Annotated in this window: 24 protein-coding genes and 1 tRNA gene; 11 read left to right on the forward strand and 14 right to left on the reverse strand. The window is 71.1% G+C overall.

The genetic code is table 11. The features are described 5' to 3' along the window. The first annotated feature begins 74 nt into the window (after window positions 1-74). Window positions 75-1,118 (forward strand): serine hydrolase domain-containing protein, encoded by a 1,044-nt coding sequence (locus AOK24_RS13700; protein ID WP_055720339.1) that lies wholly within the window; start codon window positions 75-77, stop codon window positions 1,116-1,118. A gap of 209 nt (window positions 1,119-1,327) precedes the next feature. Here AOK24_RS13700 and AOK24_RS13705 read toward each other — a convergent pair whose 3' ends face one another. Then, on the reverse strand, window positions 1,328-3,034 hold the full coding sequence (locus AOK24_RS13705; protein ID WP_055720340.1) for a glycerol-3-phosphate dehydrogenase/oxidase: 1,707 nt from the start codon (window positions 3,032-3,034) through the stop codon (window positions 1,328-1,330). 222 nt (window positions 3,035-3,256) lie between these two features. Between AOK24_RS13705 and AOK24_RS13710 the strand changes: the two genes are divergently transcribed. After that, entirely contained in the window at window positions 3,257-4,456 is a 1,200-nt protein-coding gene (locus AOK24_RS13710) for a nucleotide sugar dehydrogenase (protein WP_055720341.1), read from the forward strand. Window positions 4,457-5,014: 558 nt separating this feature from the next. On the opposite strand, the gene AOK24_RS13715 is transcribed toward AOK24_RS13710, so the two are convergent. From AOK24_RS13715 to AOK24_RS13730, 4 genes are all read right to left on the reverse strand, one after another. Next, window positions 5,015-6,139, reverse strand: a complete 1,125-nt coding sequence (locus tag AOK24_RS13715) for a GuaB3 family IMP dehydrogenase-related protein (RefSeq protein ID WP_055720342.1) — start codon at window positions 6,137-6,139, stop codon at window positions 5,015-5,017. A gap of 117 nt (window positions 6,140-6,256) precedes the next feature. Further along, complete coding sequence (gene guaB, locus AOK24_RS13720; RefSeq protein ID WP_055720343.1) at window positions 6,257-7,759, reverse strand: IMP dehydrogenase; 1,503 nt, start codon at window positions 7,757-7,759, stop codon at window positions 6,257-6,259. A gap of 205 nt (window positions 7,760-7,964) precedes the next feature. Beyond that, window positions 7,965-8,552: a sigma-70 family RNA polymerase sigma factor gene (locus tag AOK24_RS13725; protein WP_010351757.1), complete on the reverse strand. Its 588-nt coding sequence runs from the start codon at window positions 8,550-8,552 to the stop codon at window positions 7,965-7,967. A gap of 347 nt (window positions 8,553-8,899) precedes the next feature. Next, complete coding sequence (locus tag AOK24_RS13730; RefSeq protein ID WP_003948568.1) at window positions 8,900-9,511, reverse strand: response regulator transcription factor; 612 nt, start codon at window positions 9,509-9,511, stop codon at window positions 8,900-8,902. A 377-nt stretch (window positions 9,512-9,888) separates the two neighbouring features. On the opposite strand from AOK24_RS13730, the gene AOK24_RS13735 reads away from it, so the two are divergent. Beyond that, entirely contained in the window at window positions 9,889-10,215 is a 327-nt protein-coding gene (locus AOK24_RS13735) for a WhiB family transcriptional regulator (RefSeq protein ID WP_055720344.1), read from the forward strand. An 83-nt stretch (window positions 10,216-10,298) separates the two neighbouring features. Here the strand turns inward: AOK24_RS13735 and AOK24_RS13740 are convergent, their stop codons facing one another. Further along, entirely contained in the window at window positions 10,299-11,210 is a 912-nt protein-coding gene (locus AOK24_RS13740) for a LysR family transcriptional regulator (RefSeq protein WP_055720345.1), read from the reverse strand. Window positions 11,211-11,302: 92 nt separating this feature from the next. Here AOK24_RS13740 and AOK24_RS13745 point away from each other — a divergent pair, with 92 nt between their 5' ends. Next, window positions 11,303-11,971 (forward strand): MOSC domain-containing protein, encoded by a 669-nt coding sequence (locus AOK24_RS13745; protein ID WP_055720346.1) that lies wholly within the window; start codon window positions 11,303-11,305, stop codon window positions 11,969-11,971. A gap of 131 nt (window positions 11,972-12,102) precedes the next feature. Next, complete coding sequence (locus tag AOK24_RS13750; protein ID WP_055720357.1) at window positions 12,103-12,876, forward strand: SDR family NAD(P)-dependent oxidoreductase; 774 nt, start codon at window positions 12,103-12,105, stop codon at window positions 12,874-12,876. Between the two features lie 94 nt (window positions 12,877-12,970). Here AOK24_RS13750 and groL read toward each other — a convergent pair whose 3' ends face one another. The 4 genes from groL to AOK24_RS13770 form a co-directional block, all read right to left on the reverse strand. After that, complete coding sequence (gene groL, locus AOK24_RS13755; RefSeq protein ID WP_055720347.1) at window positions 12,971-14,596, reverse strand: chaperonin GroEL; 1,626 nt, start codon at window positions 14,594-14,596, stop codon at window positions 12,971-12,973. Between the two features lie 116 nt (window positions 14,597-14,712). Then, entirely contained in the window at window positions 14,713-15,021 is a 309-nt protein-coding gene (groES, locus tag AOK24_RS13760; protein WP_018543953.1) for a co-chaperone GroES, read from the reverse strand. Window positions 15,022-15,223: 202 nt separating this feature from the next. Next, window positions 15,224-16,093: a polysaccharide deacetylase family protein gene (locus AOK24_RS13765; RefSeq protein ID WP_055720348.1), complete on the reverse strand. Its 870-nt coding sequence runs from the start codon at window positions 16,091-16,093 to the stop codon at window positions 15,224-15,226. Beyond that, window positions 16,090-17,022, reverse strand: a complete 933-nt coding sequence (locus tag AOK24_RS13770; RefSeq protein WP_240553891.1) for a polysaccharide deacetylase family protein — start codon at window positions 17,020-17,022, stop codon at window positions 16,090-16,092. Before AOK24_RS13770 ends, AOK24_RS13765 begins: the two co-directional genes overlap by 4 nt. 113 nt (window positions 17,023-17,135) lie before the next feature. On the opposite strand from AOK24_RS13770, the gene AOK24_RS13775 reads away from it, so the two are divergent. After that, window positions 17,136-18,299, forward strand: coding sequence for a class I SAM-dependent methyltransferase (locus tag AOK24_RS13775; RefSeq protein ID WP_055720349.1), 1,164 nt, complete (start codon window positions 17,136-17,138; stop codon window positions 18,297-18,299). Here the strand turns inward: AOK24_RS13775 and AOK24_RS13780 are convergent. The 3 genes from AOK24_RS13780 to AOK24_RS13790 all read right to left on the reverse strand — a co-directional run bounded on the left by AOK24_RS13780 (window position 18,250) and on the right by AOK24_RS13790 (window position 21,631). After that, window positions 18,250-20,067: a SulP family inorganic anion transporter gene (locus AOK24_RS13780; RefSeq protein ID WP_240553893.1), complete on the reverse strand. Its 1,818-nt coding sequence runs from the start codon at window positions 20,065-20,067 to the stop codon at window positions 18,250-18,252. The two genes, AOK24_RS13775 and AOK24_RS13780, sit on opposite strands and share 50 nt — an antisense overlap. A gap of 154 nt (window positions 20,068-20,221) precedes the next feature. Then, the gene (locus AOK24_RS13785) at window positions 20,222-20,575 is read right to left on the reverse strand and encodes a zinc ribbon domain-containing protein YjdM (RefSeq protein WP_055720350.1); all 354 of its coding nucleotides are present in this window, start codon (window positions 20,573-20,575) and stop codon (window positions 20,222-20,224) included. A 9-nt stretch (window positions 20,576-20,584) separates the two neighbouring features. Continuing rightward, window positions 20,585-21,631, reverse strand: coding sequence for a LacI family DNA-binding transcriptional regulator (locus tag AOK24_RS13790; RefSeq protein WP_055720351.1), 1,047 nt, complete (start codon window positions 21,629-21,631; stop codon window positions 20,585-20,587). Window positions 21,632-21,865: 234 nt separating this feature from the next. Between AOK24_RS13790 and AOK24_RS13795 the strand changes: the two genes are divergently transcribed. The 3 genes from AOK24_RS13795 to AOK24_RS13805 are packed head-to-tail and all read left to right on the forward strand — an operon-like array spanning window position 21,866 to window position 24,970. Further along, window positions 21,866-23,176: an extracellular solute-binding protein gene (locus AOK24_RS13795; RefSeq protein ID WP_055720352.1), complete on the forward strand. Its 1,311-nt coding sequence runs from the start codon at window positions 21,866-21,868 to the stop codon at window positions 23,174-23,176. Next, window positions 23,173-24,075 carry a carbohydrate ABC transporter permease gene (locus AOK24_RS13800; RefSeq protein ID WP_055720353.1) on the forward strand — a complete coding sequence of 301 codons (903 nt, stop codon included), beginning with the start codon at window positions 23,173-23,175 and terminating at the stop codon, window positions 24,073-24,075. The genes AOK24_RS13795 and AOK24_RS13800 overlap by 4 nt, the downstream gene beginning before the upstream one ends. Before the next feature lies 1 nt (window position 24,076). Next, complete coding sequence (locus tag AOK24_RS13805; RefSeq protein ID WP_055720354.1) at window positions 24,077-24,970, forward strand: carbohydrate ABC transporter permease; 894 nt, start codon at window positions 24,077-24,079, stop codon at window positions 24,968-24,970. Window positions 24,971-25,041: 71 nt separating this feature from the next. On the opposite strand, the gene AOK24_RS13810 is transcribed toward AOK24_RS13805, so the two are convergent. Beyond that, window positions 25,042-25,115, reverse strand: a tRNA-Pro gene (locus AOK24_RS13810). 83 nt (window positions 25,116-25,198) lie between these two features. Here AOK24_RS13810 and AOK24_RS13815 point away from each other — a divergent pair. Together AOK24_RS13815 and cobF are read left to right on the forward strand one after the other, a co-directional pair. Then, on the forward strand, window positions 25,199-25,666 hold the full coding sequence (locus tag AOK24_RS13815) for a DUF309 domain-containing protein (RefSeq protein WP_055720355.1): 468 nt from the start codon (window positions 25,199-25,201) through the stop codon (window positions 25,664-25,666). 60 nt (window positions 25,667-25,726) lie between these two features. Beyond that, the gene (gene cobF, locus AOK24_RS13820; protein ID WP_055720356.1) at window positions 25,727-26,500 is read left to right on the forward strand and encodes a precorrin-6A synthase (deacetylating); all 774 of its coding nucleotides are present in this window, start codon (window positions 25,727-25,729) and stop codon (window positions 26,498-26,500) included. The last annotated feature ends 136 nt before the right edge of the window (window positions 26,501-26,636 follow it).

Genomic DNA, 26,636 nt, shown 5'->3' on the forward strand with positions numbered 1-26,636 from the left:
TCCCCCCTGTCTGTCACACCTCGCCCTCATCTCCGGCCTGCATCATGACCCCCACCCACCCGAGGAGGACCGCGATGCCGCCGCGCCGGAGCCTGCTGGTCGTGGCCGTCGCCCTGCTCCTGCTGGAACTCGCGGCGGCCGGCTCGCGGGCCACCGTGAACCCGTCTCCGGAGTCACTGCTCCCCCTGCTGGTCTCCCGGGGGAAGGCCCCGGCCGCCGCCCTGCTGGCACGGACACCGGACGGCAGCCGGTACGCCTCCGCCGGGGCCGGGATCTCCCCGGCCGACCACTTCCGGGCCGGCAGCGTCACCAAGACCTTCGTGGCCACCGTGGTGCTCCAACTGGCCGCGGAACACCGGCTGTCGCTGTCCGCCCCGGTGGAGCGGTACCTGCCGGGACTGGTACGGGGAGCCGGCAACGACGGCCGCGCGCTGACCCTGCGCGCCCTGCTCACCCACACCAGCGGCCTGTACGACTTCACCCGGACCACCCGGGGGACCGTCCCGCTCACCGCTCTCCAGGCCGTTCGTCTGGCCTTCACCCACCCTCCGGCCGACCGAGGCCGCTTCTCCTACTCCAACACCAACTACGTCCTGCTCGGCCTGGTCGTCGAACAGGTCACCGGCCGCTCCTACGCCGCCGAGGCCGAGCACCGGATCATCACTCCCCTGCGTCTGACGGGCACCTCCTTCCCCGGCTCCCGTACGTCCCTTCCCTCACCTCACGGCCGCGCCTTCGCGAGCGACGGTTCCGACGTCACCGATCTCGACCCCCGCGTCGCGGGCGCCGCCGGCGAGCTGGTGACCACACTCGCCGACCTCGACCGCTTCTACGCGGCGCTGCTCTCCGGCCGCCTCCTGCCCCCGCCCTGGCTGGGCGAGATGCTCGACACCCGCGCCGCACACGGCTCGTACGGCATGGGCCTGTTCCCCGCGAGGCTGCCCTGCGGTGTCACGGTGTGGGGACACGACGGCCGCATCCCCGGCAGCTACGTCCGCACCGCCGCGACGCCTGACGGCCGCCACGTCCTCACGTTCCGCGTGAACACCACGACGCTGGCGACCCCCGACCTCGAACCGGCCTTGCTCGCTGCCGAGTTCTGCCCGCGTTACCAGTAGAACGGCGGGGTTCCGGGCAAAGATCCCGGCAGGCTGTAGCTCGATCGAGTGACGTTTCCAGGACTACGCCGGGAAGGCCATCGCCGGTCAGGGGCGCGGGGCTGTATCGATATGCGGCTCCGCCGCGTGGGCGCGACCAGCCACGACGAACCCGCAGCCGCCAACCGCCAGAAAGCGGCACCCCCATAGGCGCCTCGAAGCAACGCCCCTCACAGGGGAACGATGTCCGGCGCCCCCAACCTCGCCGCATCCGCCGTCAAATCATCCGGCTGCCGTTGCGACTCCCGCTCCGCCTCCACCCGCTTCTCGTAGTGCTGGACCTCCCGCTCGACCTGCCCCTCGTCCCACCCGAGAACCGGCGCCATCAGCGAAGCGACCTCGCGGGCGCACCGCGTCCCCCGGTCGAACGTCTCGATGGAGATCCGGGTCCGCCGGGTCAGCACGTCATCCAGATGCCGGGCCCCTTCGTGCGAGGCGGCGTACACGACCTCGGCCCGCAGATAGTCCTCGGCCCCCTGAAGCGGCTCCCCGAGCGAGGGGTCCCCGGCGATGAGGTCCAGCACCTCCTGCGCCAACGCGCCGAACCGATTCAGCAGATGCTCGACCCGCACGACATGCAGCCCGGCCCGCGCAGCGATCCGCGCCCGCCCGTTCCACAGCGCCCGGTACCCCTCGGCGCCGAGCAGCGGCACGTCCTCGGTGACGCACGCGGCGACCCGCTGGTCGAGCCCGTGGACGGCCTCGTCGACCGCGTCCTTGGCCATCACCCGGTACGTCGTGTACTTGCCGCCCGCGACGACGACGAGCCCCGGCACCGGATGCGCGACGGTGTGCTCGCGCGACAGCTTGCTGGTCGCGTCCGACTCGCCGGCCAGCAGGGGCCGCAGCCCCGCGTAGACGCCCTCGACGTCGTCGCGGGTGAGCGGCGTCGCGAGGACCGAGTTCACGTGCTCCAGGAGGTAGTCGATGTCGGCGCTGGACGCGGCCGGGTGCGCCTTGTCGAGGTCCCAGTCGGTGTCGGTCGTCCCGACGATCCAGTGCCGCCCCCAGGGGATGACGAACAGGACGGACTTCTCGGTGCGCAGGATCAGCCCGGTCGAGGAGTTGATGCGGTCGCGCGGCACGACGAGGTGGATGCCCTTGGACGCCCGGACGTGGAACTGCCCGCGCGAGCCGACCATCGCCTGCGTGTCGTCGGTCCACACCCCGGTCGCGTTGACGATCTGCCGGGCCCGGATCTCGTACTCCCCGCCCGCCTCGACGTCCTGCACGCGCGCGCCGACGACCCGCTCCCCCTCCCGCAGGAACCCGGTCACCCGCGCGCGGTTGGCGACTTTCGCGCCGTACGAGGCCGCCGTGCGCACCAGGGTGGCGACGAAGCGGGCGTCGTCCATCTGGGCGTCGTAGTACTGGAGCGCGCCGACGAGGGCGTCCTTGCGCAGCGCGGGGGCGACGCGCAGGGCGTGGCGGTGGCTCAGGTGGCGGTGCATGGGCAGGCCCCGGCCGTGGCCCCGGGCCATCGACATCGCGTCGTAGAGGGCGACGCCCGAGCCCGCGTACAGCCGCTCCCAGCCCTTGTGCTGGAGCGGGTAGAGGAACGGCACCGGTTTGACCAGGTGCGGTGCGAGGCGTTCCAGGAGGAGGCCGCGTTCCTTCAGCGCCTCGCGGACGAGGGCGAAGTCGAGCATCTCCAGGTAGCGCAGGCCGCCGTGGATGAGCTTGCTGGAGCGGCTGGAGGTGCCCGACGCCCAGTCACGCGCCTCGACCAGGCCGGTGGACAGGCCCCGGGTGACGGCGTCGAGGGCCGTACCCGCGCCGACCACCCCGGCTCCGACGACCAGGATGTCGAGTTCGTGCTCGGCCATGTCCGCCAGTGACTCGGCCCGCTGGACCGGTCCCAGTGTCGCTGTCCTCACCGTCGCCTCCCGCCGTCGATCGCCTTGCCCTCGCTCAGATTCTGACCGCCTTGTCCGCGTCGGGCCACACCTGTGGACAACACGCCCGACCAATCCCGCATAACGGTCATATTTACTCCTAGTCTGACATTGCGCTCGCCCGTCCAGTCCACAGGGCTTGCGCACCCGCCCCGCTTCGGTTAACCCCACCGTTCTCGGTGACTGGGAAGGACGGCCCACTCCATGCCCGCAGATCTCGCCGTCATCGGACTCGGCCCGCTCGGCCTCCCCCTGGCCCAGGCAGCGGTCGCCGCAGGCATCCCCACCATCGGCTACCGCACCGGCCCAGAACCCGGCTCCCTCACCCCCGCCGAACTGCGCCGCATGCTCGCCGGGGGCTTCCGCATCGTCACCGACCCCGCCGAACTCGGCCGCGTCCGTACGGCGGTGATCTGCGCGCCCACCCCGCGCGACGCGGACGGCGGACTCGACCTCGGCGCGGTGGAGTCGGCCGCCCGCACCCTCGCCGGGCACCTGCGCCCGCACACCACCGTCATCCTCGAATCGCCGGTGCACCCCGGGACGACCGAGGACTTCCTGCGCCCCCTTCTGGAAGAGACCTCGGGCCTGCGCGCGGGACGCGACTTCCACCTCGCGCACTCCCCCAGCCGCGTCGACCCCGGCAACCGCGCGTACACCCCGGCCAACACCCCGAAGGTCATCGGCGGCCTCACACCCGCGTGCACGGAGTCCGCCGCCGCCTTCTACGGCCGCCTCACCGACAAGGTCGTCCGCGCGCGCGGGCTGCGTGAAGCGGAGACCGTGCAGCTCCTGGAGACCAACTTCCGGCACGTCAACATCGCGCTCGTCAACGAGATGGCGATCCTCTGCCACCGTCTGGGCGTCGACCTCTGGGACGTCATCCGCTGCGCCGAGACCAAGCCGTTCGGCTTCCAGGCGTTCCGCCCGGGCCCCGGCGTCGGCGGCCACTCCGTCCCCCTCGACCACCCCGGCGGCCCCCTGCGCATGGTCGAACTCGCCCAGCAGGTCAACACCCGCATGCCCCGGTACGTCGTCCAGCGCGCCGCCGCCCTCCTCAACGAACACGGCAAGTCAGCCCGCGGCGCCCGCATCCTCCTCCTGGGCGTCACCTACAAGGCGGACCTGGCCGACCGCCAGAACACCCCCGCCCACGAGATCGCCGTCCGCCTCATGGAACTGGGCGCCTCCATCAGCTACCACGACCCCCACGTCCCCTCCTGGAACGTCCTCGACCGCCCCGTCCCCCGCGCCGACTCCCTCTACGAGTCCGCAGCCGACGCCGACCTGACGATCCTCCTCCAACAGCACCGGACATACGACCTCCAGGGCCTGTCGGTAAAGGCACAGCTCCTGCTGGACACCCGGGGAGCGACCCCTACGGGGGCAGCGCACCGGTTGTGAAAGGGGGCGCGCGAGGGGAGCGCACTTCTGGGGTTGGTGGCGCACGGCAGACGGGGCCAGTACTTTAGGGATGGGTGGGAGCCCACCACAGCCGGATACTGCGGCAGGCTCCCTGATGGTTCATGGGTGTTCCGCCCCTAGGTCACATGGGGGCGGCCACTCACCATCCAAAAAGCCGCAAGATCCACCTCCTCTTGAACTGGACCATCCGAAGACGGACCTTGTCCCAGCGGGTGGGCTTGCGATGGCGTCCCATGGGCGCCCCCTTCCACGACGCCGCCCGATAGCCCGGTAGAGCGGCTCGTCTGGAATCGGGCCGGGCCCCGAGGGGACGGGGTCCGGATCAAGTCCTTGGAAGGGGGCGCTACCAGAAAACCTGGGCGCCACGAGAAGGACGCTATCGCCCGATGATCAGCAGAAACCTTCCCTCGAACCTCTTTCACCACCGCACGCCCCCCACTTCACCTCGCGCGCCCCCACCAAAAGCCTCAAGAAAAACCAAAAGGAGCCGATTACCGCACCCGCGGCAACCGGCCCCTCCAGGCGCCGTACGACCGACTACCGCCGATCCTGCGAGTCCGCGACAGCGACCTCGACCCGCTGGAACTCCTTCAGCTCGCTGTACCCGGTCGTCGCCATGGCCCTGCGCAGCGCACCGAAGAAGTTCATCGATCCGTCGGGCGTGTGGGACGGCCCGGTGAGGACCTCCTCGACCGTGCCGACGGTCCCGAGGTCGACCTTCTTGCCGCGCGGCAGCTCCTCGTTGACGGCCTCCATGCCCCAGTGGTGCCCCTTGCCGGGCGCGTCGGTGGCACGGGCGAGCGGGGAGCCCATCATGACCGCGTCGGCGCCGCAGGCGATCGCCTTGGGCAGGTCGCCGGACGAGCCGACCCCGCCGTCGGCGATGACGTGGACGTACCGCCCGCCGGACTCGTCCATGTAGTCCCGGCGCGCGGCGGCGACGTCCGCGACGGCGGTGGCCATCGGGACGCGGATGCCGAGCACGTTGCGCGTGGTGTGCGCGGCGCCGCCGCCGAAGCCGACGAGGACGCCCGCCGCGCCCGTGCGCATGAGGTGCAGCGCGGCCGTGTACGTGGCGCAGCCGCCGACGATCACCGGGACGTCGAGTTCGTAGATGAACTGCTTGAGGTTGAGCGGTTCGTGCGACCCGGAGACGTGCTCCGCGGAGACCGTCGTGCCCCGGATGACGAAGATGTCCACGCCCGCGTCGACGACGGCCTTGGAGAACTGGGCCGTGCGCTGCGGGGAGAGCGCGGCGGCGGTGACCACGCCCGCGTCGCGCACCTCCTTGATGCGGCGGCCGATCAGCTCCTCCTTGATCGGCGCGGCGTAGATCTCCTGGAGGCGGCGGGTGGCCTGCTCGGAGGGCAGCTCGGTGACCTCGTCGAGCAGCGGCTGCGGGTCGTCGTAGCGCGTCCAGAGCCCTTCGAGGTTGAGGACGCCGAGGCCGCCGAGCTCGCCGATGCGGATCGCGGTGGCCGGGGAGACGACCGAGTCCATGGGGGCGGCCAGGAAGGGCAGCTCGAAGCGGTAGGCGTCGATCTGCCAGGCGATCGAGACCTCCTTCGGGTCCCGCGTACGGCGGCTGGGGACGACGGCGATGTCGTCGAAGGCGTACGCCCGCCGCCCGCGCTTGCCGCGCCCGATCTCGATCTCAGTCACGTCTGTGGCCTTTCCCTGTTGCGTTGCAGCGCCTCCCAGTATCCCCGACGGGTATGACAAAGGCGGCCCCGGAGTTCCCGGGACCGCCTTTGTCGGGCCTCACGCGCGCGTGGAGCTTTACTTGCGGCTGTAGTTCGGCGCCTCGACGGTCATCTGGATGTCGTGCGGGTGCGACTCCTTCAGACCGGCCGAGGTGATCCGTACGAAGCGGCCCTTGGACTCCATCTCGTCGATGGTGGCGGCGCCCACGTAGCCCATGGTCTGGCGCAGGCCGCCGACGAGCTGGTGCAGGACGCTGGAGAGCGGGCCCCGGTAGGGCACCTGGCCCTCGATGCCCTCGGGGACGAGCTTGTCGTCGGAGGCGACCTCGGCCTGGAAGTAGCGGTCCTTGGAGTACGACTTGCCCTGGCCGCGCGACTGCATGGCGCCGAGCGAGCCCATGCCGCGGTACGACTTGAACTGCTTGCCGTTGATGAACTGGAGCTCGCCCGGGGACTCCTCGCAGCCCGCGAGCAGCGAGCCCAGCATGACCGTGTCGGCGCCGGCGGCGAGCGCCTTGCCGATGTCGCCGGAGTACTGGAGGCCGCCGTCGCCGATGAGCGGGATGCCTGCCGCGCGGGCGGCGAGGGACGCCTCGTAGATGGCGGTGACCTGCGGGACGCCGATACCGGCGACCACGCGCGTGGTGCAGATCGAGCCGGGTCCGACGCCGACCTTGATGCCGTCGACACCGGCGTCGATGAGGGCCTGGGCGCCGTCGCGGGTGGCGACGTTGCCGCCGATGACGTCGACGTTGACGCTGGACTTGATCTTCGCCATCCAGCTCAGCGCGTTGCTGTTGTGGCCGTGGGAGGTGTCGACGACCAGGAAGTCCACGCCGGCCTCGGCGAGCGCCTGGGCGCGCTCCAGGGCCTCGGGGGACGCGCCCACGGCGGCGCCGACGATGAGGCGGCCGTCGGCGTCCTTGGCGGCGTTCGGGTACTTCTCCGCCTTGACGAAGTCCTTGACGGTGATGAGGCCCTTGAGGATGCCCGCGTCGTCGACGAGGGGCAGCTTCTCGATCTTGTGGCGGCGCAGGAGTTCCATCGCGTCGCTGCCGGAGATGCCGACGTGGCCGGTGACCAGCGGCATCGGGGTCATGACCTCGCGGACCTGGCGGGCGCGGTCGCTCTCGAAGGCCATGTCGCGGTTGGTGACGATGCCCAGGAGCTTGCCGGCGGGGTCGGTGACCGGGACGCCGCTGATGCGGAACTTCGCGCACAGGGCGTCGGCCTCGGCGAGGGTCGCCTCCGGGTGGACCGTGATCGGGTCGGAGACCATGCCGGACTCGGAGCGCTTCACGAGGTCGACCTGGTTGACCTGGTCCTCGACGGACAGGTTGCGGTGCAGCACGCCGACGCCGCCGAGGCGGGCCATGGCGATCGCCATGCGGGACTCGGTGACCTTGTCCATGGCGGCCGACAGCAGGGGGATGTTCACCCGCACGTTGCGGGACACGCGGGACGAGGTGTCGACCGCGTTCGGGAGGACCTCGGAGGCTCCCGGCAGCAGCAGCACGTCGTCGTAGGTCAACCCGAGAGTCGCGAACTTGCCGGGCACTCCGTCGACGTTGGCAGTCATGACACCTTCCCCAAATGGCCTTGATCGGTGCGGATGTCCATGCTAACGGGAAGCAGGGGCCGCAAATTCCACGGTACGAGGTGACCTCGGGCTTCGTATGTTCGTACGGAACGGAGGGGCGCCCTGTTCAGCCGGGGCACCCTCCGCGCGCGGGCGCCGCTCGACAGGTAAGGGGCGTCGCCCTGGAGCACGCCCCTTACCGTCGTCACTGTTCCGCCAGCGCCCGCAGCCTGCTGAGCGCGCGGTGCTGGGCCACCCGGACCGCGCCGGGCGACATGCCGAGCATCTGTCCGGTCTCCTCCGCCGTCAGCCCCACGGCGATCCGCAGCAGGAGCAGTTCGCGCTGGTTCTCGGGGAGGTTGGCGAGGAGTTTCTTGGCCCAGGCGGCGTCGCTGCTGAGCAGGGCGCGCTCCTCGGGGCCGAGGGAGTCGTCGGGCCGCTCCGGCATCTCGTCCGAGGGGACGGCCGTGGAGCCGGGGTGGCGCATGGCGGCGCGCTGGAGGTCGGCGACCTTGTGGGCGGCGATGGCGAAGACGAACGCCTCGAAGGGGCGCCCGGTGTCCCGGTAGCGCGGCAGGGCGAGGAGGACGGCCACGCAGACCTCCTGCGCGAGGTCCTCCACGAAGTGCCGCGCGTCCCCGGGCAGGCGCGACAGGCGCGTACGGCAGTAGCGCAGGGCCAGGGGGTGGACGTGGGCGAGCAGGTCGTGGGTCGCCTGCTCGTCGCCGTCCACCGCGCGATGGACGAGGGAGCCGATCGTTCCCTGGGCACGGACCGCCTCGTCATCACGCATCGGTCCATGGTGCACCGAGGCCGTCTCGTCCGTGGCGCCGTGTCCTTCGTTGTGCACCGAAGCGTTATGAGCAGGTGCGCCGGAACTCATACCCCGCGCCCTCCCCTCCCGCTCGGCCGACTCGTCCCCGAGGAACTCCACACCTCAAGCATGCGGCATCCCCGCCGAAACGAGCAGCGCGCCTCCGGAAGGCCGACCCGGGTGACCGGCGTCCGCGGGCTCCCACCACCCCACCCACCAGCGGAGAGTGAGGAGACGACAGCCGCCGCGAACGCACCGGGAATGTGTCCAAGATGACTCCCGGGACGGGGCTCCCGCGCGGGTGTCCGGCACCGTCGGCGCGGCTCTCAGCGGACGAGCCCCCACCGGAACCCGAGGGCCACCGCGTGCGCCCGGTCGGACGCGCCCAGCTTCTTGAACAGCCGGCGCGCGTGCGTCTTGACGGTGTCCTCGGACAGGAACAGCTCGCGCCCGATCTCCGCGTTGGAGCGCCCGTGGCTCATCCCTTCGAGCACCTGGATCTCGCGCGCGGTGAGCGTCGGCGCGGCGCCCATCTCGGCGGACCGCAGTCGGCGCGGGGCGAGCCGCCAGGTCGGGTCGGCGAGGGCCTGCGTGACGGTCGCGCGCAGTTCCGCGCGGGACGCGTCCTTGTGCAGGTAGCCGCGGGCCCCGGCGGCGACCGCGAGGGCCACGCCGTCCAGGTCCTCGGCGACGGTGAGCATGATGATGCGCGCACCGGGGTCGGCGGACAGCAGCCGCCGTACGGTCTCGACGCCGCCCAGGCCGGGCATGCGTACGTCCATCAGGATCAGGTCCGAGCGGTCCGCGCCCCAGCGGCGGAGGACTTCCTCGCCGTTGGCCGCGGTCGTCACGCGCTCGACGCCGGGTACGGTCGCGACCGCGCGGCGCAGCGCCTCTCGGGCAAGCGGGGAGTCGTCGCAGACGAGGACGGATGTCATGGCCGCCCTCCGCAGCTGATGCGCGTCACCTTGTGCCTCCAGGCTGGTACGTATTCACCTGTGCGGTCGACCGGCTCGGACATCTGCCCGAGCTTTTGTGTTTTCAACCGCCTCCGCACTCTCAACGACGGTCACTCGAAAGAGTTACGGGGCTGCGTAGCCTCTTCGGCACTCTACGTGAGGGTGCTCGGACGGTGGAGACGGCGCAACGGACCCTCGCCGTTTCATCACAACCGGTGCCCCATTTAGACCCATTTCTTCCCTTGAGGTGGTGTCTAGGGCTAGATTCCCAATGAGTCATATTTTCATCTCCTTAGATCGTAGTTGTACGGTCGTGGGCACCGTATCCGCTCAGCACGGCTACAAGGGGTCACGTAATGGCAGATTTCTCCCGCCTTCCCGGACCGAACGCGGACCTGTGGGACTGGCAGCTCCTCGCTGCCTGCCGCGGGGTCGACAGCTCGCTCTTCTTCCACCCTGAGGGCGAGCGCGGGGCAGCCAGGAGCGCTCGCGAGAACTCGGCCAAGGAGGTCTGCATGAGGTGTCCGGTCCGCGCGCAGTGCGCGGCGCACGCACTGGCGGTGCGTGAGCCGTACGGCGTGTGGGGCGGACTGACCGAGGACGAGCGCGAGGAACTGATGGGGCGGGCACGAGGCCGCCTCGTCACGGCGTCGGTCGAGACGGCCGCCGTTTCGAACACATGAAGGAACGTTTCTCTTAGCAGAAGGGCCACCACCGGAAGGGGCACCGCCTGAGACCGGGGCACGCACACGCGCGCCCCGGTTTCTCACTGCCGTACGGCGGCCCGCTCCAGCTCCGCCAGCGTCGCCGCCACCGCGGGCACGCGCGCGAGGTCGGGCAGCGTGAGGGCGACGACCTCGCGCCGGACGGCCGGCTCCAGCACCAGCGTGCGCACCCCGCGCGGACGCACGGACTCCAGGGCCAGCCGGGGCAGTACGGCGACCCCGAGCCCCGCCGCGACCAGGCCGACGACCGCCGGATGGTCGTCGGTCGCGAAGTCGATCCGCGGGGTGAACCCGGCGCCCTCGCACACCTCGACGAGCTGACGCCGGCAGCGCGGACAGCCCGCGATCCAGGGCTCGCGCGCGAGATCGGCGATCCCGACGGCCGCCGCGCGCGCGAGGGGATGCCGTTCGGGTACGAGGGCGACGAGCCGGTCGGTCAGCAGGGGCCGTACGACGAGGTCGGCCCACTCCTCGGCGTCGGCCGCCGTGCCTCGGGGGTTCTCGTAGCGGAAGGCGAGCGCCACGTCGCAGTCGCCCTCGCGCAGGAGGGTGACCGAGCGCGGGGGTTCGGCCTCCTCCAGGAAGACGCGGGTGCCGGGGTGGGCGGCGCGCAGGGCGGCCAGCGCGGCGGGGACGAGGGTCGAGCTGGTGCTGGGGAAGGAGACCAGGCGGACCCGGCCGGCGCGCAGGCCCGCGATCGCGGCGATCTCCTCCTCGGCGGCCGTCAGCCCGGCGAGGATGCCGGACGCGTGCCGCACCAGGGCCTCGCCCGCCTCGGTGAGGCGCATCTCGCGGCCTCCGCGCACCAGCAGCGGGGTGCCGACGGAGGTCTCCAGCGCCTTCATCTGCTGGCTGACGGCCGGCTGGGTGCAGCCGAGTTCGCGCCCCGCGGCGGAGAAGGAGCCGGTGGTGGCGACGGCGCGCAGAACACGCAGATGGCGGGCCTCTATCACGGGGCGAGCATAGCCGTGGCCATAAGTAGCTCTTGGGTATGACAGCCCAAAGTATGTCGACTCTTTGAGGGCTGCTCGATTACGGTGCGTACATGAAGATTCTGTCCGTGAACCTGGGGCGGCTGGCGGCCGTGCCGTACACCGATCAGCCGCAGGGCCTGACCGGGATCGACAAGCGTCCGGTGGCGGGGCCGGTGCGGGTGTCGGCGCCGGGGGCGAAGGGGACCGGTGGGAGCGGGCTCGCCGGGGACGAGATCGCGGACCTGCGCCACCACGGCGGGGACGACCAGGCGGTGTACGCGGTCGCGCGGGAGGATCTCGACGCCTGGGAGCGCGCGCTGGGCCGGCCGCTGGCCTCGGGGGCGTTCGGGGAGAACCTCACGACCGAGGGGGTGGACGTGTCGGGGGCGCTGATCGGGGAGCGGTGGCGCATCGGCGCGGAAGTGGTCCTGGAGGTCACGACCGGGCGGATCCCCTGCCGCACCTTCCAGGGCCATGTGGGCGAACCGCAGTGGGTCAAGCGGTTCACGCGCGAGGCGGCGCCGGGGGCCTATCTGCGGGTGATCGAGCCGGGTGAGATCCGCGCGGGCGACCCGGTGGAGATCGTGCACCGGCCGGGGCACGACGTGACGGTGGCGGTCGCGTTCCGGGCGCTCACCACCGAGCGGGAGCTGCTGCCGCGGCTGCTGGCTGCGGGCGAGGCGCTGCATCCGGAGGGGAGGGCGCAGGCGCTGAAGTACGTGGAGAAGCACGGCGGCTGAAACGACGTCAGGGGCGTTTTGTCCAGGGCGGCCGAGGGAGTGTCACCAAGCCGTTGCCGAGGGGTTCTCAGCCCTCGGGAAAGCCCCTGGGGCATACGGGCGCGCGCCCTTTGGCCGCCTACGCTTCTGCCATGACAACGGCTCTGATTACGGGATCGACCGCGGGGATCGGTGCCGCGTTCGCGCGGCGGCTGGCGGCCGACGGGCACAACCTCGTGCTGGTGGCGCGCGACACGAAGCGGCTGCGCGAGCAGGCGACGGAGTTGCACGACCGGCACGGCATCGAGGCGGAGGTCCTCACCGCGGATCTCTCCGAGGACGCCGGCATCGAGGCGGTCGCCGCCCGGCTCGGTGACCGCAAGAACCCCGTCGACCTGCTGGTCAACAACGCCGGTTTCGGCAACAAGGGCCGTTATCTCGACGTCTCCATGGCGGACGAGCTGACCATGCTCAAGGTGCACTGCGAGGCCGTCCTGCGGCTCACGTCCGCCGCCGCCGAGGCGATGCGCGAGCGCCGGCGCGGGGGCGTGGTGAACGTCGCCTCGGTCGCCGCGTTCCTGCCCCGCGGCACGTACGGCGCCTCCAAGGCCTGGGTCGTCCAGTTCACCCAGGGCGCGGCCAAGGACCTCGCCGGCAGCGGCGTACGCCTGATGGCCCTGTGCCCCGGCTTCGTCCGTACGGAGTTCCACGAGCGCGCCGGTATGGGCACGGACAACATCCCGGGCTGGATGTGGCTGGACGCGGACAAGCTGGTCGCGGAGGCGTTGCAGGACCTCGCCCGCGGCAAGACGGTCTCCATCCCCGACCCCCGCTACAAGGCCCTCATGGGCGTCGTCAAGGTGACTCCCCGCGGGCTGCTGAGCGGGCTCTCCTCGAAGACGGGGCGCAAGTACGGGCCGCAGTGAGCGGCCCCCCGCCGCGCCCGGCCCCCGTGCGGCGCCCGGGAACGGGGAAACCCGGCACCCCCGAGAGGGTGCCGGGTTTCTCCGCGTTCAGAGGTCAGTGCGAGTGACCGTGGGAGTGGCCCGCCGCGGCCGGCTCCTCCTCTTCCTTCTTCTCGACGACCAGGGTCTCGGTCGTGAGGAGGAGGGAGGCGATGGAGGCGGCGTTCTCCAGGGCGGAGCGGGTGACCTTGACCGGGTCGATGACGCCGGCCTTGACCAGGTCGCCGTACTCGCCGGTCGCGGCGTTGAAGCCCTGGCCCTTGTCGAGCTCGGCGACCTTGGAGGTGATGACGTAGCCCTCCAGGCCGGCGTTCTCGGCGATCCAGCGCAGCGGCTCGACGACGGCCTTGCGGACGACGGCGACACCGGTGGCCTCGTCGCCGGTCTTGCCGAGGCCGCCCTCCAGGACCTTCGCGGCGTGGACGAGCGCGGAGCCACCGCCGGAGACGATGCCCTCCTCGACCGCGGCGCGGGTCGCGGAGATCGCGTCCTCCAGGCGGTGCTTCTTCTCCTTGAGCTCGACCTCGGTCGCGGCGCCGACCTTGATCACGCACACGCCGCCGGCGAGCTTCGCGAGGCGCTCCTGGAGCTTCTCGCGGTCCCAGTCGGAGTCCGTGTTCTCGATCTCGGCCTTGATCTGGGCGACGCGGCCCTGGACGGCGGAGGAGTCACCGGCGCCGTCGACGATCGTGGTGTCGTCCTTGGTGATGGTGACGCGGCGGGCGGAGCCCAGCACGTCGAGGCCGACCTGGTCGAGCTTGAGGCCGACCTCCTCGGAGATGACCTCGGCGCCGGTCAGCGTCGCCATGTCCTGGAGCATCGCCTTGCGGCGGTCGCCGAAGCCGGGCGCCTTGACGGCGACGGCGTTGAACGTGCCGCGGATCTTGTTGACGACGAGGGTGGAGAGCGCCTCGCCCTCGACGTCCTCGGCGATGATCAGCAGCGGCTTGGAGGCACCGGCCTGGATGACCTTCTCCAGCAGCGGCAGCAGCTCCTGGATGGAGGAGATCTTGCCCTGGTTGATGAGGATGTAGGGGTCCTCCAGGACCGCTTCCATGCGCTCCTGGTCCGTCACGAAGTACGGCGACAGGTAGCCCTTGTCGAAGGCCATGCCCTCGGTGAAGTCCAGCTCGAGGCCGAAGGTGTTGGACTCCTCGACGGTGATGACACCGTCCTTGCCGACCTTGTCCATCGCCTCGGCGATCAGCTCGCCGACCTGCGTGTCCTGCGCGGACAGCGCGGCGACGGCGGCGATGTCCGCCTTGTCGTCGATCGGGCGGGCGGTCGCGAGGAGGTCCTCGGAGACGGCGGCGACGGCCGCGTCGATGCCCTTCTTCAGCAGCGCCGGGGAGGCACCCGCGGCGACGTTCTTCAGACCCTCGCGGACGAGCGCCTGGGCGAGCACGGTGGCGGTGGTGGTGCCGTCACCCGCGATGTCGTTGGTCTTGGTCGCCACCTCCTTCACCAGCTGGGCGCCGAGGTTCTCGTACGGGTCGTCGATCTCGACCTCACGGGCGATGGTCACGCCGTCGTTGGTGATGGTCGGGGCGCCGAACTTCTTGTCGATGACGACGTTGCGGCCCTTGGGGCCGATCGTCACCTTGACCGTGTCGGCCAGTTTGTTGACGCCGCGCTCAAGGGCGCGACGGGCGTCCTCGTCGAACTTCAGGATCTTCGCCATGACAGCGGGTGCCCTCTCGGAAAATCTGTGGGTATAGAAAGCGCCGCGCCCCCGGCACCCGGCTCCATCAAGGGATCGCGGGGCCAGGGGCGCAGCTGGAAAAACCTGAGGTCGTGCTACTTCTCGATGATCGCGAGCACGTCGCGAGCCGAGAGGACGAGGTACTCGTCACCGTTGTACTTGACCTCGGTGCCGCCGTACTTGCTGTACAGCACGATGTCGCCGACCTTCACGTCGAGCGGCAGGCGCTCGCCGTTCTCGAACCGGCCCGGGCCCACGGCGAGGACGGCGCCCTCCTGGGGCTTCTCCTTCGCGGTGTCCGGGATGACCAGGCCGGAGGCCGTGGTCTGCTCGGCGTCGAGCGGCTGGACCACGATGCGGTCCTCAAGCGGCTTGATGGCAACCTTGGAGCTGGCGGTCGTCACGATCCGACCTCCCCCTTCGGAGATCTCACGGGGTTAACTGTCTGAGGTGGCGACCAGGTGGATCCGTCGTCGCGGGTGCCGGACCTGCCCGTCGCGTTGTTGGCACTCTCCAGTGGGGAGTGCCAGACCTGAGACTATGACCGCGATTAGCACTCGGTCAAGCGGACTGCTAATTCCGGCGCCGTGGTGACCGAGTTTTTCCCTACAGGTAGTCCTCAAGTCTTCCTACGGTGAGCCCCCGCTCCTGCGCCTCCCGCAGCACCCGCACGGTCCGCTCCCTGAGGGTCGGGCCGCCCGCCTCGTCGGAGTCCATCGCGACGATGTCGCCGGGCAGGAGGTGGTGGGAGCCGCGCGGGTAGGCGAGCCCTGCGGGGGTCATGGCGGCGCGCCAGAGGACGACGGCGGAGACGCCGCAGTCGGCCGCCGCGCGCAGGGTCGTCGCGTCGTACGTGCCGTAGGGCGGGCGGAAGAAGCGGGGGCGCAGGCCGAAGCGGGACCTGAGCTTGTCCTGCTGGCCGCAGATCTCCGCGCGCTGGCCCGCGTAGGGCAGGCCGCGCAGGGCGGCGTGGTGGAGGGTGTGGTTCTGGAGGTTCGCGCCGACGGAGCGCAGCCGCGCGAAGTGGCCGTAGCCGGGGCCCACGACGCTGTCCGTGAGGAACATGCTGACCGGGAGGCGGAGTTCGCGGACCATGTCGATGAAGCGGGGGTCGCGTTCGGCGCCGTCGTCGTAGGTGAGGAAGACGACGGGGTCCGTGGTGGGGACGCGGTCCAGGACCGGGGGTACGGGGGTAGCGGTGGCGGGCGTTCGGGGCGGGCTCGTCGTACCCGTAGTACCCCCCGTACCCGTAGTACTTCCGGGGGACCCCGCTGTTCTCCTCGGGGCGGGAGCCAGTGGTCTCGGCAGCCCCCAGCGGCGGTACGCCGGCTGCTGCGCACCGGAGGGGTGGGAGCCGTGGACGCGTTCCGCCGCCTTCTTGCCGAGGCGTTCGATCGGGTCGACGGACTGTGCGCAGCCGGTGACGAGTGTCAGGGCCGCGAGCAGGACGGCCGCCACCAGCCCCCGCGTTCTCACAGGTAGTCCTCCAGGCGTCCCACGGCGTACCCCTTCTCGGTGACCATGTTCAGGAACCGGCGGACCATGTCGGGCATCGTGCCCTTCCAGTCGTCCCGGCCCCGGAAGTGGCTCAGGACGATGTCGCCGGGGTGGAGGTCGCGGTCCCACTCGCGGTACTCCCAGTGGTCGACGAAGACCTCCTCGTCCCAGAGTGGGGCGTACTTCACGCCGCACGCCTTCGCGGCGCGCAGGGTGTCGCGGTTGTAGTTGCCGAACGGGGGGCGGAAGAGGAGGGGGCGCTTGCCGTAGCGCTTCTGGATGACGTCCTGCATGCCGCAGATCTCGCGCTTCTGCCGCTGGTACGACATACCGGGGAGGTACGGGTGGTGGAGGGTGTGGTTGTTCAGGACGACGCCCGCGTCCTGCATCTTCTTGAAGTACCCGTAGTCCTCCTTGACGAGGTAGTCGGAGAGGAACGCGGTGTACGGGACCTTCAGTTCGGTCATCATCCGCAGGAACGCGGGGTCCTTCTCGGCGCCGTCGTCGATCGTCAGGAAGACGACCTTCTCCTTGGTGGGAATGGTCGTGAAGACCGGCGGCAGGCCGAGTTCCTCGTGGTCGTCGACCTCGAAGCCGTCCCGCGTCGTGATCACCGGCTTCTTCGCGGGCGGCGCCGGGGGTGTCAGCGGGACCCTCTTCAGCCCCCACTTCCTCGCCGCCGCGACGCGTGCCGCCTGCTCCGAGCGGAGCCTCTCGGCGGACGACATCGGCGGGCGGGCCGGGGCCGCGCCCGCCTCCTGACCGGCCGCCGGCCGGGTCTCCCCCGCCGGCCGCTCGCCCTGCGCGCACCCGGACGCGATGGCGGCGACCGCGAGGACGGTCACCCCGCCCCGGATCCGGTTCAGCTGCGACGTACGCTTTTTATGTTTTTGTCGCACTTGTTCCATGGTCGGGGATCTTTACAGCCGAGGAGGGCGGGGAGCGGCCGACACCGCCGGTGGGGTGCGGCGATCCTTCGGGTGGCGTACAGGGGGCGGCGCGGGCCGTGGACAATGACCCGGTGAACGACCTCGCACCCCTCCTCACCCCCCAAGGCCGCGCTCTTCTGGACGAAGTGGCGGGGACCTCCCCCGGTGACGAGCTGGCCGTCGCCACCCGGCTGCGCCGGACGTACCCGGCGGAGCTGGTGTCCGCGGCGCTGGGACAGGCCCGGCTGCGGGGGCGGGCCGCCGCGAAGTTCGGGAGCGAGGACGCCGGGCGGATGTTCTTCACCCCGAACGGGGTCGAGCAGGCCACGCGGACCAGCGTCGCCGCGTACCGCGCGCGGCGGTTCGAGGAACTGGGGGTGGCCTCGCTCGTCGACCTGTGCTGCGGGATCGGCGGCGACGCGATCGCGCTCGCGCGCGCCGGGATCAGGGTGCTGGCCGTCGACCGGGACCCGTACACCGTCGCCGTCGCCCGCGCCAACGCCGAGGCGCTCGGGCTCGCGGAGCTCATCGAGGTGCGGGAGGCGGACGTCGCCGACGTCGATACGGCCCCGTACGACGCCGTGTTCGTCGATCCCGCCCGGCGTGGCGGGCGGGGGCGGATCTTCGACCCCGAGGCGTACTCGCCGCCGCTGTCCTGGGCCATCGGCGCGGCCCGCACGGCCCGGGTCGCCGCCCTGAAGATCGCGCCCGGTGTCCCCCACGAGGCGATCCCCGAGGACGCCGAGGCGGAGTGGATCTCGGACGGCGGGGACGTGAAGGAGGCGGTGGTGTGGTTCGGTACTACCCCCGGAGCGGTACGGGCCACCCTGCTACCCGAGGGGGACACGCTGCTGGGCGCCGGGCTGCCGAATCCGCCCGTACGGCCTGTGGGGCGTTACCTGTACGAGCCCGACGGCGCCGTCATCCGCGCGCACCTGGTCGCGGATGTCGCCGCCGGGCTCGACGGGGGCGGGCTGATCGACGAGACGATCGCGTACGTCACGTCCGACGAGCTGCGGGCCACGCCGTACGCGTCCGCCTACGAGATCACCGACCAACTGCCCTTCAACGTCAAGAAGTTGAGGGCCCTGCTGCGGGAGCGGGAGGTGGGGGTGCTGACCGTGAAGAAGCGGGGGTCGGCGGTGGAGCCGGAGGAGTTGCGGAAGAAGGTGAAGCTCGCGGGGCCGAACTCGGCGACCGTTTTCCTCACACGGGTGGCGGGGGCACCGGTGATGCTGGTGGGGCGTCCCGTGTGACGGGGACGGGCTGGATCGTGCGGTCGCGCAGGATGCGGACGCGGGCGCGGCGGGCGGCCTCGTAGGCGTAGTGGTGGGCCTGGGGGAAGTGGGCGCCTGCGAGGTCGCCGCCGGGGAGGAAGCGGACGAGCCAGGCGACGGCGGTGGGGCCTTCGGCGGAGGTGGCGGCGAGGGTGAGGAGGGTTTCGTGGTCGCGGCGCGGGCCGGTGGTGGCGGCGCTCGGGGTGTCCTGGAAGTACCGGAAGACGGCCTCGGCCCGGGAGGGCGGGACACGGGCGGGGAACCGGCCGAAGATCCGGGAGCGGCCCAGCCGCAACCGGTCCAGGTGGTCGTCGACCTCGTCCTCCGGCGAGAGGACGTACAGCCAGGCGCGGGCGGCCGACAACTGGCCCTCGGGGCGCTCCTGTCCGACGCCGGAGCGCAGTTCCGCGACGACGGCGTCGAGGCCGTACGGTGTCAGCGCGGAGACGATCCGGTCGGTGTCCCAGACGGCGCCGTCGCCCTGCTCGCCGGGCACGGTCCGGTTGCTGAGGATCGCCGTCCGGATGACGTCGAGGCGTACCGGCGCGCCCCACGCGGCGAGGGTCGCGGCGGCGGTCAGGACGAGTATCGCGGCGTCCGAACGGGTCGCCCGGGCCATCGCCTTGAGGGAGCCGACCTCGACCATGCGGATCGCGGTCGCCAGCAGGACCCCGGCGAGGGCCGCGAGAGGGATCTTGGAGACGAGGGGTGCGGCGGCGAAGACGATGAGCGCGAGGACGGCCGCGTGGGTGAGGGCGGCGAGCCGGGAGGCGGCGCCGGTGCGGACGTTGACGGCCGTGCGGGCGATGGCCCCGGTCGCGGGGACCCCGCCGAACAGCGGGGCGGCGATGTTCGCGAGGCCCTGGCCGAACAACTCCCGGTCCGGGTCGTGCTGTTGGCCCACGGTCATGCCGTCCGCGACGGACGCCGACAGCAGCGACTCCAGCGCGGCCAGCGCCGCGACCGCGACGGCCGGGGCGAGCAGGGTGCCGAGCGCGCCGGGGTCGAGGAACGCCAGCGACGGCGCGGGGAGCCCGGCGGGCAGGTCGCCGATCGGCTTCGCCGCGTCGAGGTGGGCGAGCTGGGCGACGGCGGTCGCGGCGGCGACGGCGAGGAGGGAGAACGGGACGGTGGGCCGCCACCGGGCGCCGGCGAGCATCAGGGCGGCGACGGCTGCGGCCAGGCCCAGCGCGGTCCAGTTCGGCGCCTTCGCGAACTCCTCGGCCGCGCGCCAGGCGACGACGAGGACGCGGTCGCCGTCCGGTTTGGGTACGCCCAGCGCGTTGGGTATCTGCTGGAGGCCGATCACGCAGGCGATCCCGAGCGTGAACCCCTCGACCACGGGCGCGGGGATGTACCGCATGTACCGGCCCGCCCGCAGCCCCGCCAGCACGACCAGCATCACGCCAGCCATCAGCCCGACCGTGAGGACGCCGCCCGGCCCGTACGCGCCGACGATCGGCACCAGCACGACCGTCATCGCCCCGGTCGGCCCCGACACCTGGAGGTTCGAGCCGCCGAACACCGCGGCCAGCGTGCCCGCGACGACCGCCGTAGCGAGCCCCGCCTCGGCGCCGAGCCCGGAGGAGACGCCGAACCCGAGGGCGAGGGGCAGGGCGACGACGGCGACGGTCAGCCCGGCGAGAAGGTCACGGCGCGGGTCGCGGCGTATCTGCTCCAGGTCCGTACGCGAGGGCAGCAGTGCGGCGAGCCGTGCGAGGGCTCCCCGGTACAGCGGTGCGGACACAGGCGCCTTCCCCTGATCGGTGCCCCGGCGGCGTTCGGACACGAAGACGCTGTGCTCGCGGCAACCTGCGAGCACAGCGAATACAGCATCTAACGACTTGCGAAATTTAGCAATTCCGCATCATCCGGGTGCCGGGGCCCGCCAGGGCCGGCCCCTAGGCCTTCCGCACCACGCTCGACTTCAGCTGCATCGCCCCGAACCCGTCGATCCGGCAGTCGATGTCGTGCCCGTCCACGCCGTCCACCAGCCGGATCCCGCGCACCTTGGTCCCGGCCTTGATCCCCGAGGGGCTCCCCTTCACCTTCAGCGCCTTCACCACCACGACGGCGTCCCCGTCCCGCAGCACGTTCCCGACGGAGTCCTTGACGACCCGCTCACTCTCCGCGGCGACGGCGGGCGCCTCGCCGGGCACCCACTCGTGCCCGCACTCCGGGCACACGATCAGGGCGTTCATCTCGTAGGTGTACTCGCACGAGCACGTCGGACAGGGGGGAGGATTCTCGTTCATCCGGGGAGCCTATCCGGACACCTGCGGCTGCCTGCGCGCCGCAGTCGTTTCGCGGGGCGGCGCCGTCGAGGCGCGGACCACGAGTTCGGTGGCGAGTTCGACGTGGTGGGACTCGACCTTCTCCCCGTTGGCCAGCCGGAGGACGGTCCGCAGGGCGGCGCCGCCCATCTCCCGCAGCGGCTGGCGGACCGTGGTCAGGGGCGGCGAGGCCATCTGGGCGATGCTCGTGTCGTCGAAGCCGACCACGCTCAGGTCCTCGGGGACGCGCAGGCCCCGGGTGCGGGCGGCCTCGATGACCCCGACGGCGATCTCGTCGTTGCCCGCGAAGACGGCCGTCGGCGGCTCCCGCAGGCACAGGAGCGCGGTGGCGCCGAGCAGCCCGGCCTCGTACGTGAACTCTCCGGGCCGGACGTAGGCGTCGGGCACCTGGACCCCCTCCTCCTCCATGGCGGCGCGGTAGCCGTGCACGCGTGCCTGGTTGGACACGGCCATGGCCGGTCCGCCGACGTAGGCGACGCGGCGGTGCCCCAGGGAGAGCAGGTGCCGGGTCGCGGCGAGGCCGCCGCCGAAGTTGGTCGACCCGACGCTGTGGACGCGGCTGTCCGGCAGGTGCAGGGGGTCCAGCACGACCAACGGCAGCCCGAACCGGGCCAGTTCGTTCACGTGCGCCGTGGTGTACACGCTGGTGACCGCGATGACGGCACGGCGCCCGGCCGAGACCAGGTCCCGGGCCCAGTGCGGGGCATGGGACGCCTTGCTGATCACCACCGAGGCCCCCGATTCGGCGGCGGAGTCGATGATGCCTTCGAGGGTCTCGGCCACGTACGACTTGAGGCGGCCCTGGAACTGCACCTCGACGGTCGGGGTCTCGACGGCCTCGGTGTGACGGAACACGGGCGCGAGGTAGTCGTGCTGACGCAGCAGTTCCTGCACCCGGCTGCGGGTGTGCGGCGCCACGTCACCACGGCCGTTGACCACTTTGGACACGGTCGCGACGGAGACTCCCGCCGCCTGGGCGATGTCGGCCAAGGTGGTGCGCCTGGCGTTCGGACGCATCGGTTCCTCCCAGCTGTACGTCCACCGACCCTGTCCCTGACCAGTCGTTTTCGAAATCGTTTCGGTCCTGTCGGGGTTCCTTGAGGGGCTTTCCCGCCTGATATTACGGGGCTGTCCACATCACGACAACGTGGCTGCACGCACCTTGACAGGGCGTCAGTTCGAAACTTAATTTGCACGAACGGAGCTCGGAGAAGGCTTTTTCGAAAACCTTTCACCACTGTGGAGATGAATATGGCGCTCTCCCGACGTACCCTCCTCGGCTTAGCCGCCGCCGTGCCGGCCTCCGCGGCCCTCGCGGCCTGCGGCTCGTCCGGCCCCGGCGGCGACGCCGGAACGGCCACGTACTGGCACCTGAGCGGCCAGCCTCAGGAAGGCGTCAGAACCGGTGCGGTCGAGCGGTTCAACAAGGCCAACCCCAAGGGCAAGATCGAAGTCACCACCTTCGAGAACGACGCCTTCAAGACGAGGATCAAGACCGCCATCGGCGCCGGGAAGGCGCCCACGATCGTCTGGGGATGGGGCGGCGGCACCCTGCGCACCTACGTGAAGGCCGGCCAGGTCGACGACCTCACCCCGTGGTTCGCCGAACACCCCGACCTGAAGAACCGGCTCTTCCCGAACTCGTTCGGCCCGGCGACCGTCGACGGCAAGATCTACGCGGTGCCGACCGAGAGCGTGGAGCCGATCGTCCTGTTCTACAACAAGAAGGTCTTCGCCGACGTCGGCGTCCAGCCGCCCCAGTCGTGGGGCGACATCATGGCCCTGGTGCCCCGGTTCAACGCGAAGGGCATAGCCCCCTTCGCCCTCGGCGGCCAGTCCCGGTGGACGAACATGATGTGGCTGGAGTTCCTGTTCGACCGCATCGGCGGCCCCGAGGTGTTCCAGGCCGCCTACGACGGCAAGAAGGACGCCTGGTCCCACCCGGCCGCCATCGAGGCACTGACCAAGGTGCAGGACCTCGTCAAGGCGGGCGGATTCATCAAGGGCTTCTCCTCGATCACCGCGGACTCCAACGCCGACCAGGCGCTGCTGTACACCGGCAGGGCCGCGATGATGCTGCACGGCACCTGGTCGTACGGCATCCAGCAGGCCGAGGGCAAGGACTTCGTCTCCAGCGGCGGCCTCGGTTTCATGAACTTCCCGCCCGTCGAAGGCGGCAAGGGCGATCCGAGCAACTCCGTCGGCAACCCGGCCCAGTACCTGTCCATCTCCTCGAAGGCCAGCGCGGAGCAGAAGGAGATCGCGAAGAAGTTCTTCGCCACCGGCGTCCTCACGGACGAGGAGGTGGCGGAGTGGATCGACACCGGGGCGGTACCGATCCGCAAGGACTCGCAGAAACTGCTGTCCGGCTCCAAGAGCTCCGAGTTCCTGGAGTTCGTGTACGGCATCGCGAGCAACGCGAAGTCGTTCAGCCAGTCCTGGGACCAGGCGCTCAGCCCGACAGCCGCCGAAGCGCTGCTGGACAACATCACCAAGCTGTTCCAACTGTCCATATCGCCCCAGCAGTTCGCCGACAATCTCAACAAGGTCATCGGCACGTGAGCGCACTCACGAACCCGGCGGGGCGCGAGGGCCGGCACAGCGTCCTGCCCTGGCTGGCCGTGCCGGCGCTGCTGTTCTTCGTCGGCTTCGCCGTCGTCCCGCTCGTCGGCGTCTTCGCGCTGAGCTTCACGACGTGGGACGGGATCGGCGCCATCCACCCGTCCGGGCTGACCAGTTGGCGTGCGGTGCTCACCAACCCCGGGCTGCCGCACGCCCTGTGGGTGACGTTCCTGGTGATGGCCGTGTCCTGGGCGGTCCAGACCCCGGCGAGCATCCTCCTCGGCACGTTCCTGGCGGGCCGCCAGCGCTACCGTGCGGTGCTGAGCCTGATCTACTTCGTCCCGCTCCTGCTCAGCTCCGCGGCGATCGCGGTCGCGTACAAGGCGCTGCTGGACCCCAACTTCGGGCTGGGCGCGGGGCTCGGGGTCGAGTGGCTCAGCAAGGACTGGCTGGGGCGTCCCTGGCTCGCCTTCGGCGTCGTCGTCTTCGTGGTCTCCTGGCAGTTCGTGCCGTTCCACTCGCTGATCTACCAGGGGGGCGTCCAGCAGATCCCGCGGTCCCTGTACGAGGCCGCGCAACTGGACGGCGCCGGGCAGGTCCGCCAGTTCTTCAGCATCACGCTGCCCCAGCTCAAATACACCATCATCACCTCGTCGACGCTGATGGTGGTCGGCTCGCTCACCTTCTTCGACCTCATCTTCGTCCTCACCGAGGGCGGCCCGTCGGACGCCACCCGGGTCCTCGCGCTGGACATGTACAAGCGGGGCTTCCAGGCCAGCCTGATGGGGCCGGCCAGCGCCATCGCGGTCATCCTCGTCCTGGTGGGCCTCGCCCTCGCCCTGCTGCTGCGCCGGCTCGGCGGCCGGGACGCCGGCGAGAGCCAGCTCGAAGGGGTGTGACATGACCACCACGCTGACCAAACCGCAGCCGCAGAAGACGCCCCGCCGGGAGCGGGGGCACCGTCGCGGGACGACCGCCGGGCGGCGCAACTGGCTGGGCGGACTGGCCGGATGGCTCTGGCTGGCCGTCGTCGTCATCCCCCTGTACTGGATCCTCATCACCAGCCTCAAGGAGCAGAGCACCTACTACGCGAGCAACCCGCTGGCGCCGCCGACCGACCCCACGCTGGACAACTACCAGCTGGTCTTCGAGTCCGACTTCGTCAGCTACCTCTGGAACAGCGTCGTGGTCACCGTCGGCGCGGTGGTGCCGGCGGTCGCCGTCTCCTTCATGGCCGCCTACGCCATCGTGCGCGGCTGGCGCATGCGGTTCCTGCGCGTGGTGAACGGCCTGTTCCTCATGGGCCTCGCCATCCCGCTCCAGGCGACCGTGATCCCGGTCTACCTGATCATCATCAAGCTTCAGCTGTACGACAGCCTGCTGGCGCTGATCCTCCCGTCGATCGCCTTCGCCATCCCGCTGTCCGTGCTGATCCTCGCCAACTTCATCCGCGACGTCCCCAAGGAGCTGTTCGACTCGATGCGGGTGGACGGCGCCACCGAGTGGGGGACCCTGTGGCGCCTGGCCGCGCCGCTCACCCGCCCGGCCATCCTCACCGTGACCATCTTCAACGCGCTGACCATCTGGAACGGGTTCCTGCTGCCCCTGATCCTCACCCAGAGCCCGTCCCAGCGGACCCTGCCGCTCGCCCTGTGGACCTTCCAGGGCGAGTACGGGGTCAACGTCCCCGCCCTCCTGGCCGCCGTCGTCCTCACGACCCTGCCCCTGATCATCCTGTACGTGTTCGGCCGCCGTCAGCTGCTGAGCGGCCTGACCGCCGGCTTCAGCCGCTGACCGACACCGAAAACGACCAGGGGCCTTACCGGATCTCTCCGGCAAGGCCCCTGACCCGCGACTCCGTAAAGTCGGGACGACAGGATTTGAACCTGCGACCCCTTGACCCCCAGTCAAGTGCGCTACCAAGCTGCGCCACGTCCCGATGCGCGGCCCACGAGTGTGCGATCGCGCGAACAGAACTCTACCCCACCCGGGGTACCGCTCCGAAGGCGGGACAATCGGGGTATGGCTCAGGCGCGGGACAGGGACAGTGCGGGGCGGGCGAGGAGCGCGCGGCCCAGGGACGGGCTGGGGCGGCCTCTGCCGTACGGGGAGGCGGGGGTGCCCAGGCAGCCAGAGGGGATCGTGCGGAGCCCGGCGGAGACGGTGGCCGAGGCGCAGGCGCTGTTCGACGCCGGCAAGCCCTTCCACGCCCACGAGGTCTTCGAGGACGCCTGGAAGACCGGCCCCGAGGAGGAGCGCCCCCTGTGGCGGGCGCTCGCACAGCTCGCCGTGGGGCTGACGCACGCGGCGCGGGGCAACGAGACCGGCGGCGTACGGCTCCTGCGGCGCGGGGCGGACGAGATCGAGCGGTGGCCGGGGACGGCGTACGGCATGGATCTCCCCGGCGTCGTGGCCTGGGCGCGGGCCCTGGCGGACGAGGTCGGCGGACGGCCCGTGGACCCGGCGGCGCGGGCACCGAGGCTGCGCTGACCGGCACGCACCGTCACCGCGCCGACCGCGTTGTCAGTGCCGTACGGCAGACTCGGGGGTGTGCGAAGGATTCATGTCATCGGTATCGGCGCGGGCGACCCGGAACACCTGACCCTCCAGGCGGTCAGGTCGATGCGGGAGGCGGACGTGTTCTTCGTCCTGGACAAGGGCGAGGCGAAGAGCGACCTCACGGACCTGCGCAGGGAGATGCTGAGGGCGCATGTGCCAGAGGGGACGTACCGGGTCGTCGAGGCCCGCGACCCGGAGCGGGACCGCACGGCGGGCGGCACCGCGTACTCCCCCGCCGTCGGCGACTGGCGCAGCGCCCGCGCGGACATCTACGAGCGGCTGATCACCGACGAGCTCACCGGCGGGGAGACCGGCGCGTTCCTGGTCTGGGGCGACCCCGCGCTGTACGACAGCACGATCGCGATCCTGGACGAGGTCCTCGCGCGGGGGAACGTCGACTTCACGTACGACGTGGTCCCGGGTGTCAGCAGTGTCTCCGCGCTGGTCGCCCGGCACCGCACGGGGCTGAACCGGGTCGCGCGGCCGGTCCAGATCACGACCGGTCGGCGGCTCGCGGCGGGGTTCCCGGAGGGGGTGGACGACGTGGTGGTGATGCTGGACGCGCACCAGGCGTTCCGGGGGCTCGCGGGGGAGGACGTGCACATCTATTGGGGCGCGTACATCGGCACACCGGACGAGATCCTCGTCTCGGGGCCGATCGCGGAGGCAGGCCCCCGGATCGAGGAGGTGCGGGCCGAGGCGCGCGAGCGGAAGGGCTGGATCATGGACACGTACCTGCTGCGGCGCAGGCCGAAGGAGGGGTGAGGCCCGGAGGGAGGGGCGCGGGGCCAGGAGAAGGGTGACCGGCACACGCATCCGGCTGCCCAGGAACCCGGCGTCCCCCGCCGGACACCCCCGGTCGGCCCTCCCCGCGTGCGGCTCCCTCCCCCCGGCGCGATCG

Origin of the sequence: Streptomyces niveiscabiei (genome assembly GCF_001419795.1) — a bacterium.
GTDB lineage: Bacteria > Actinomycetota > Actinomycetes > Streptomycetales > Streptomycetaceae > Streptomyces > Streptomyces niveiscabiei.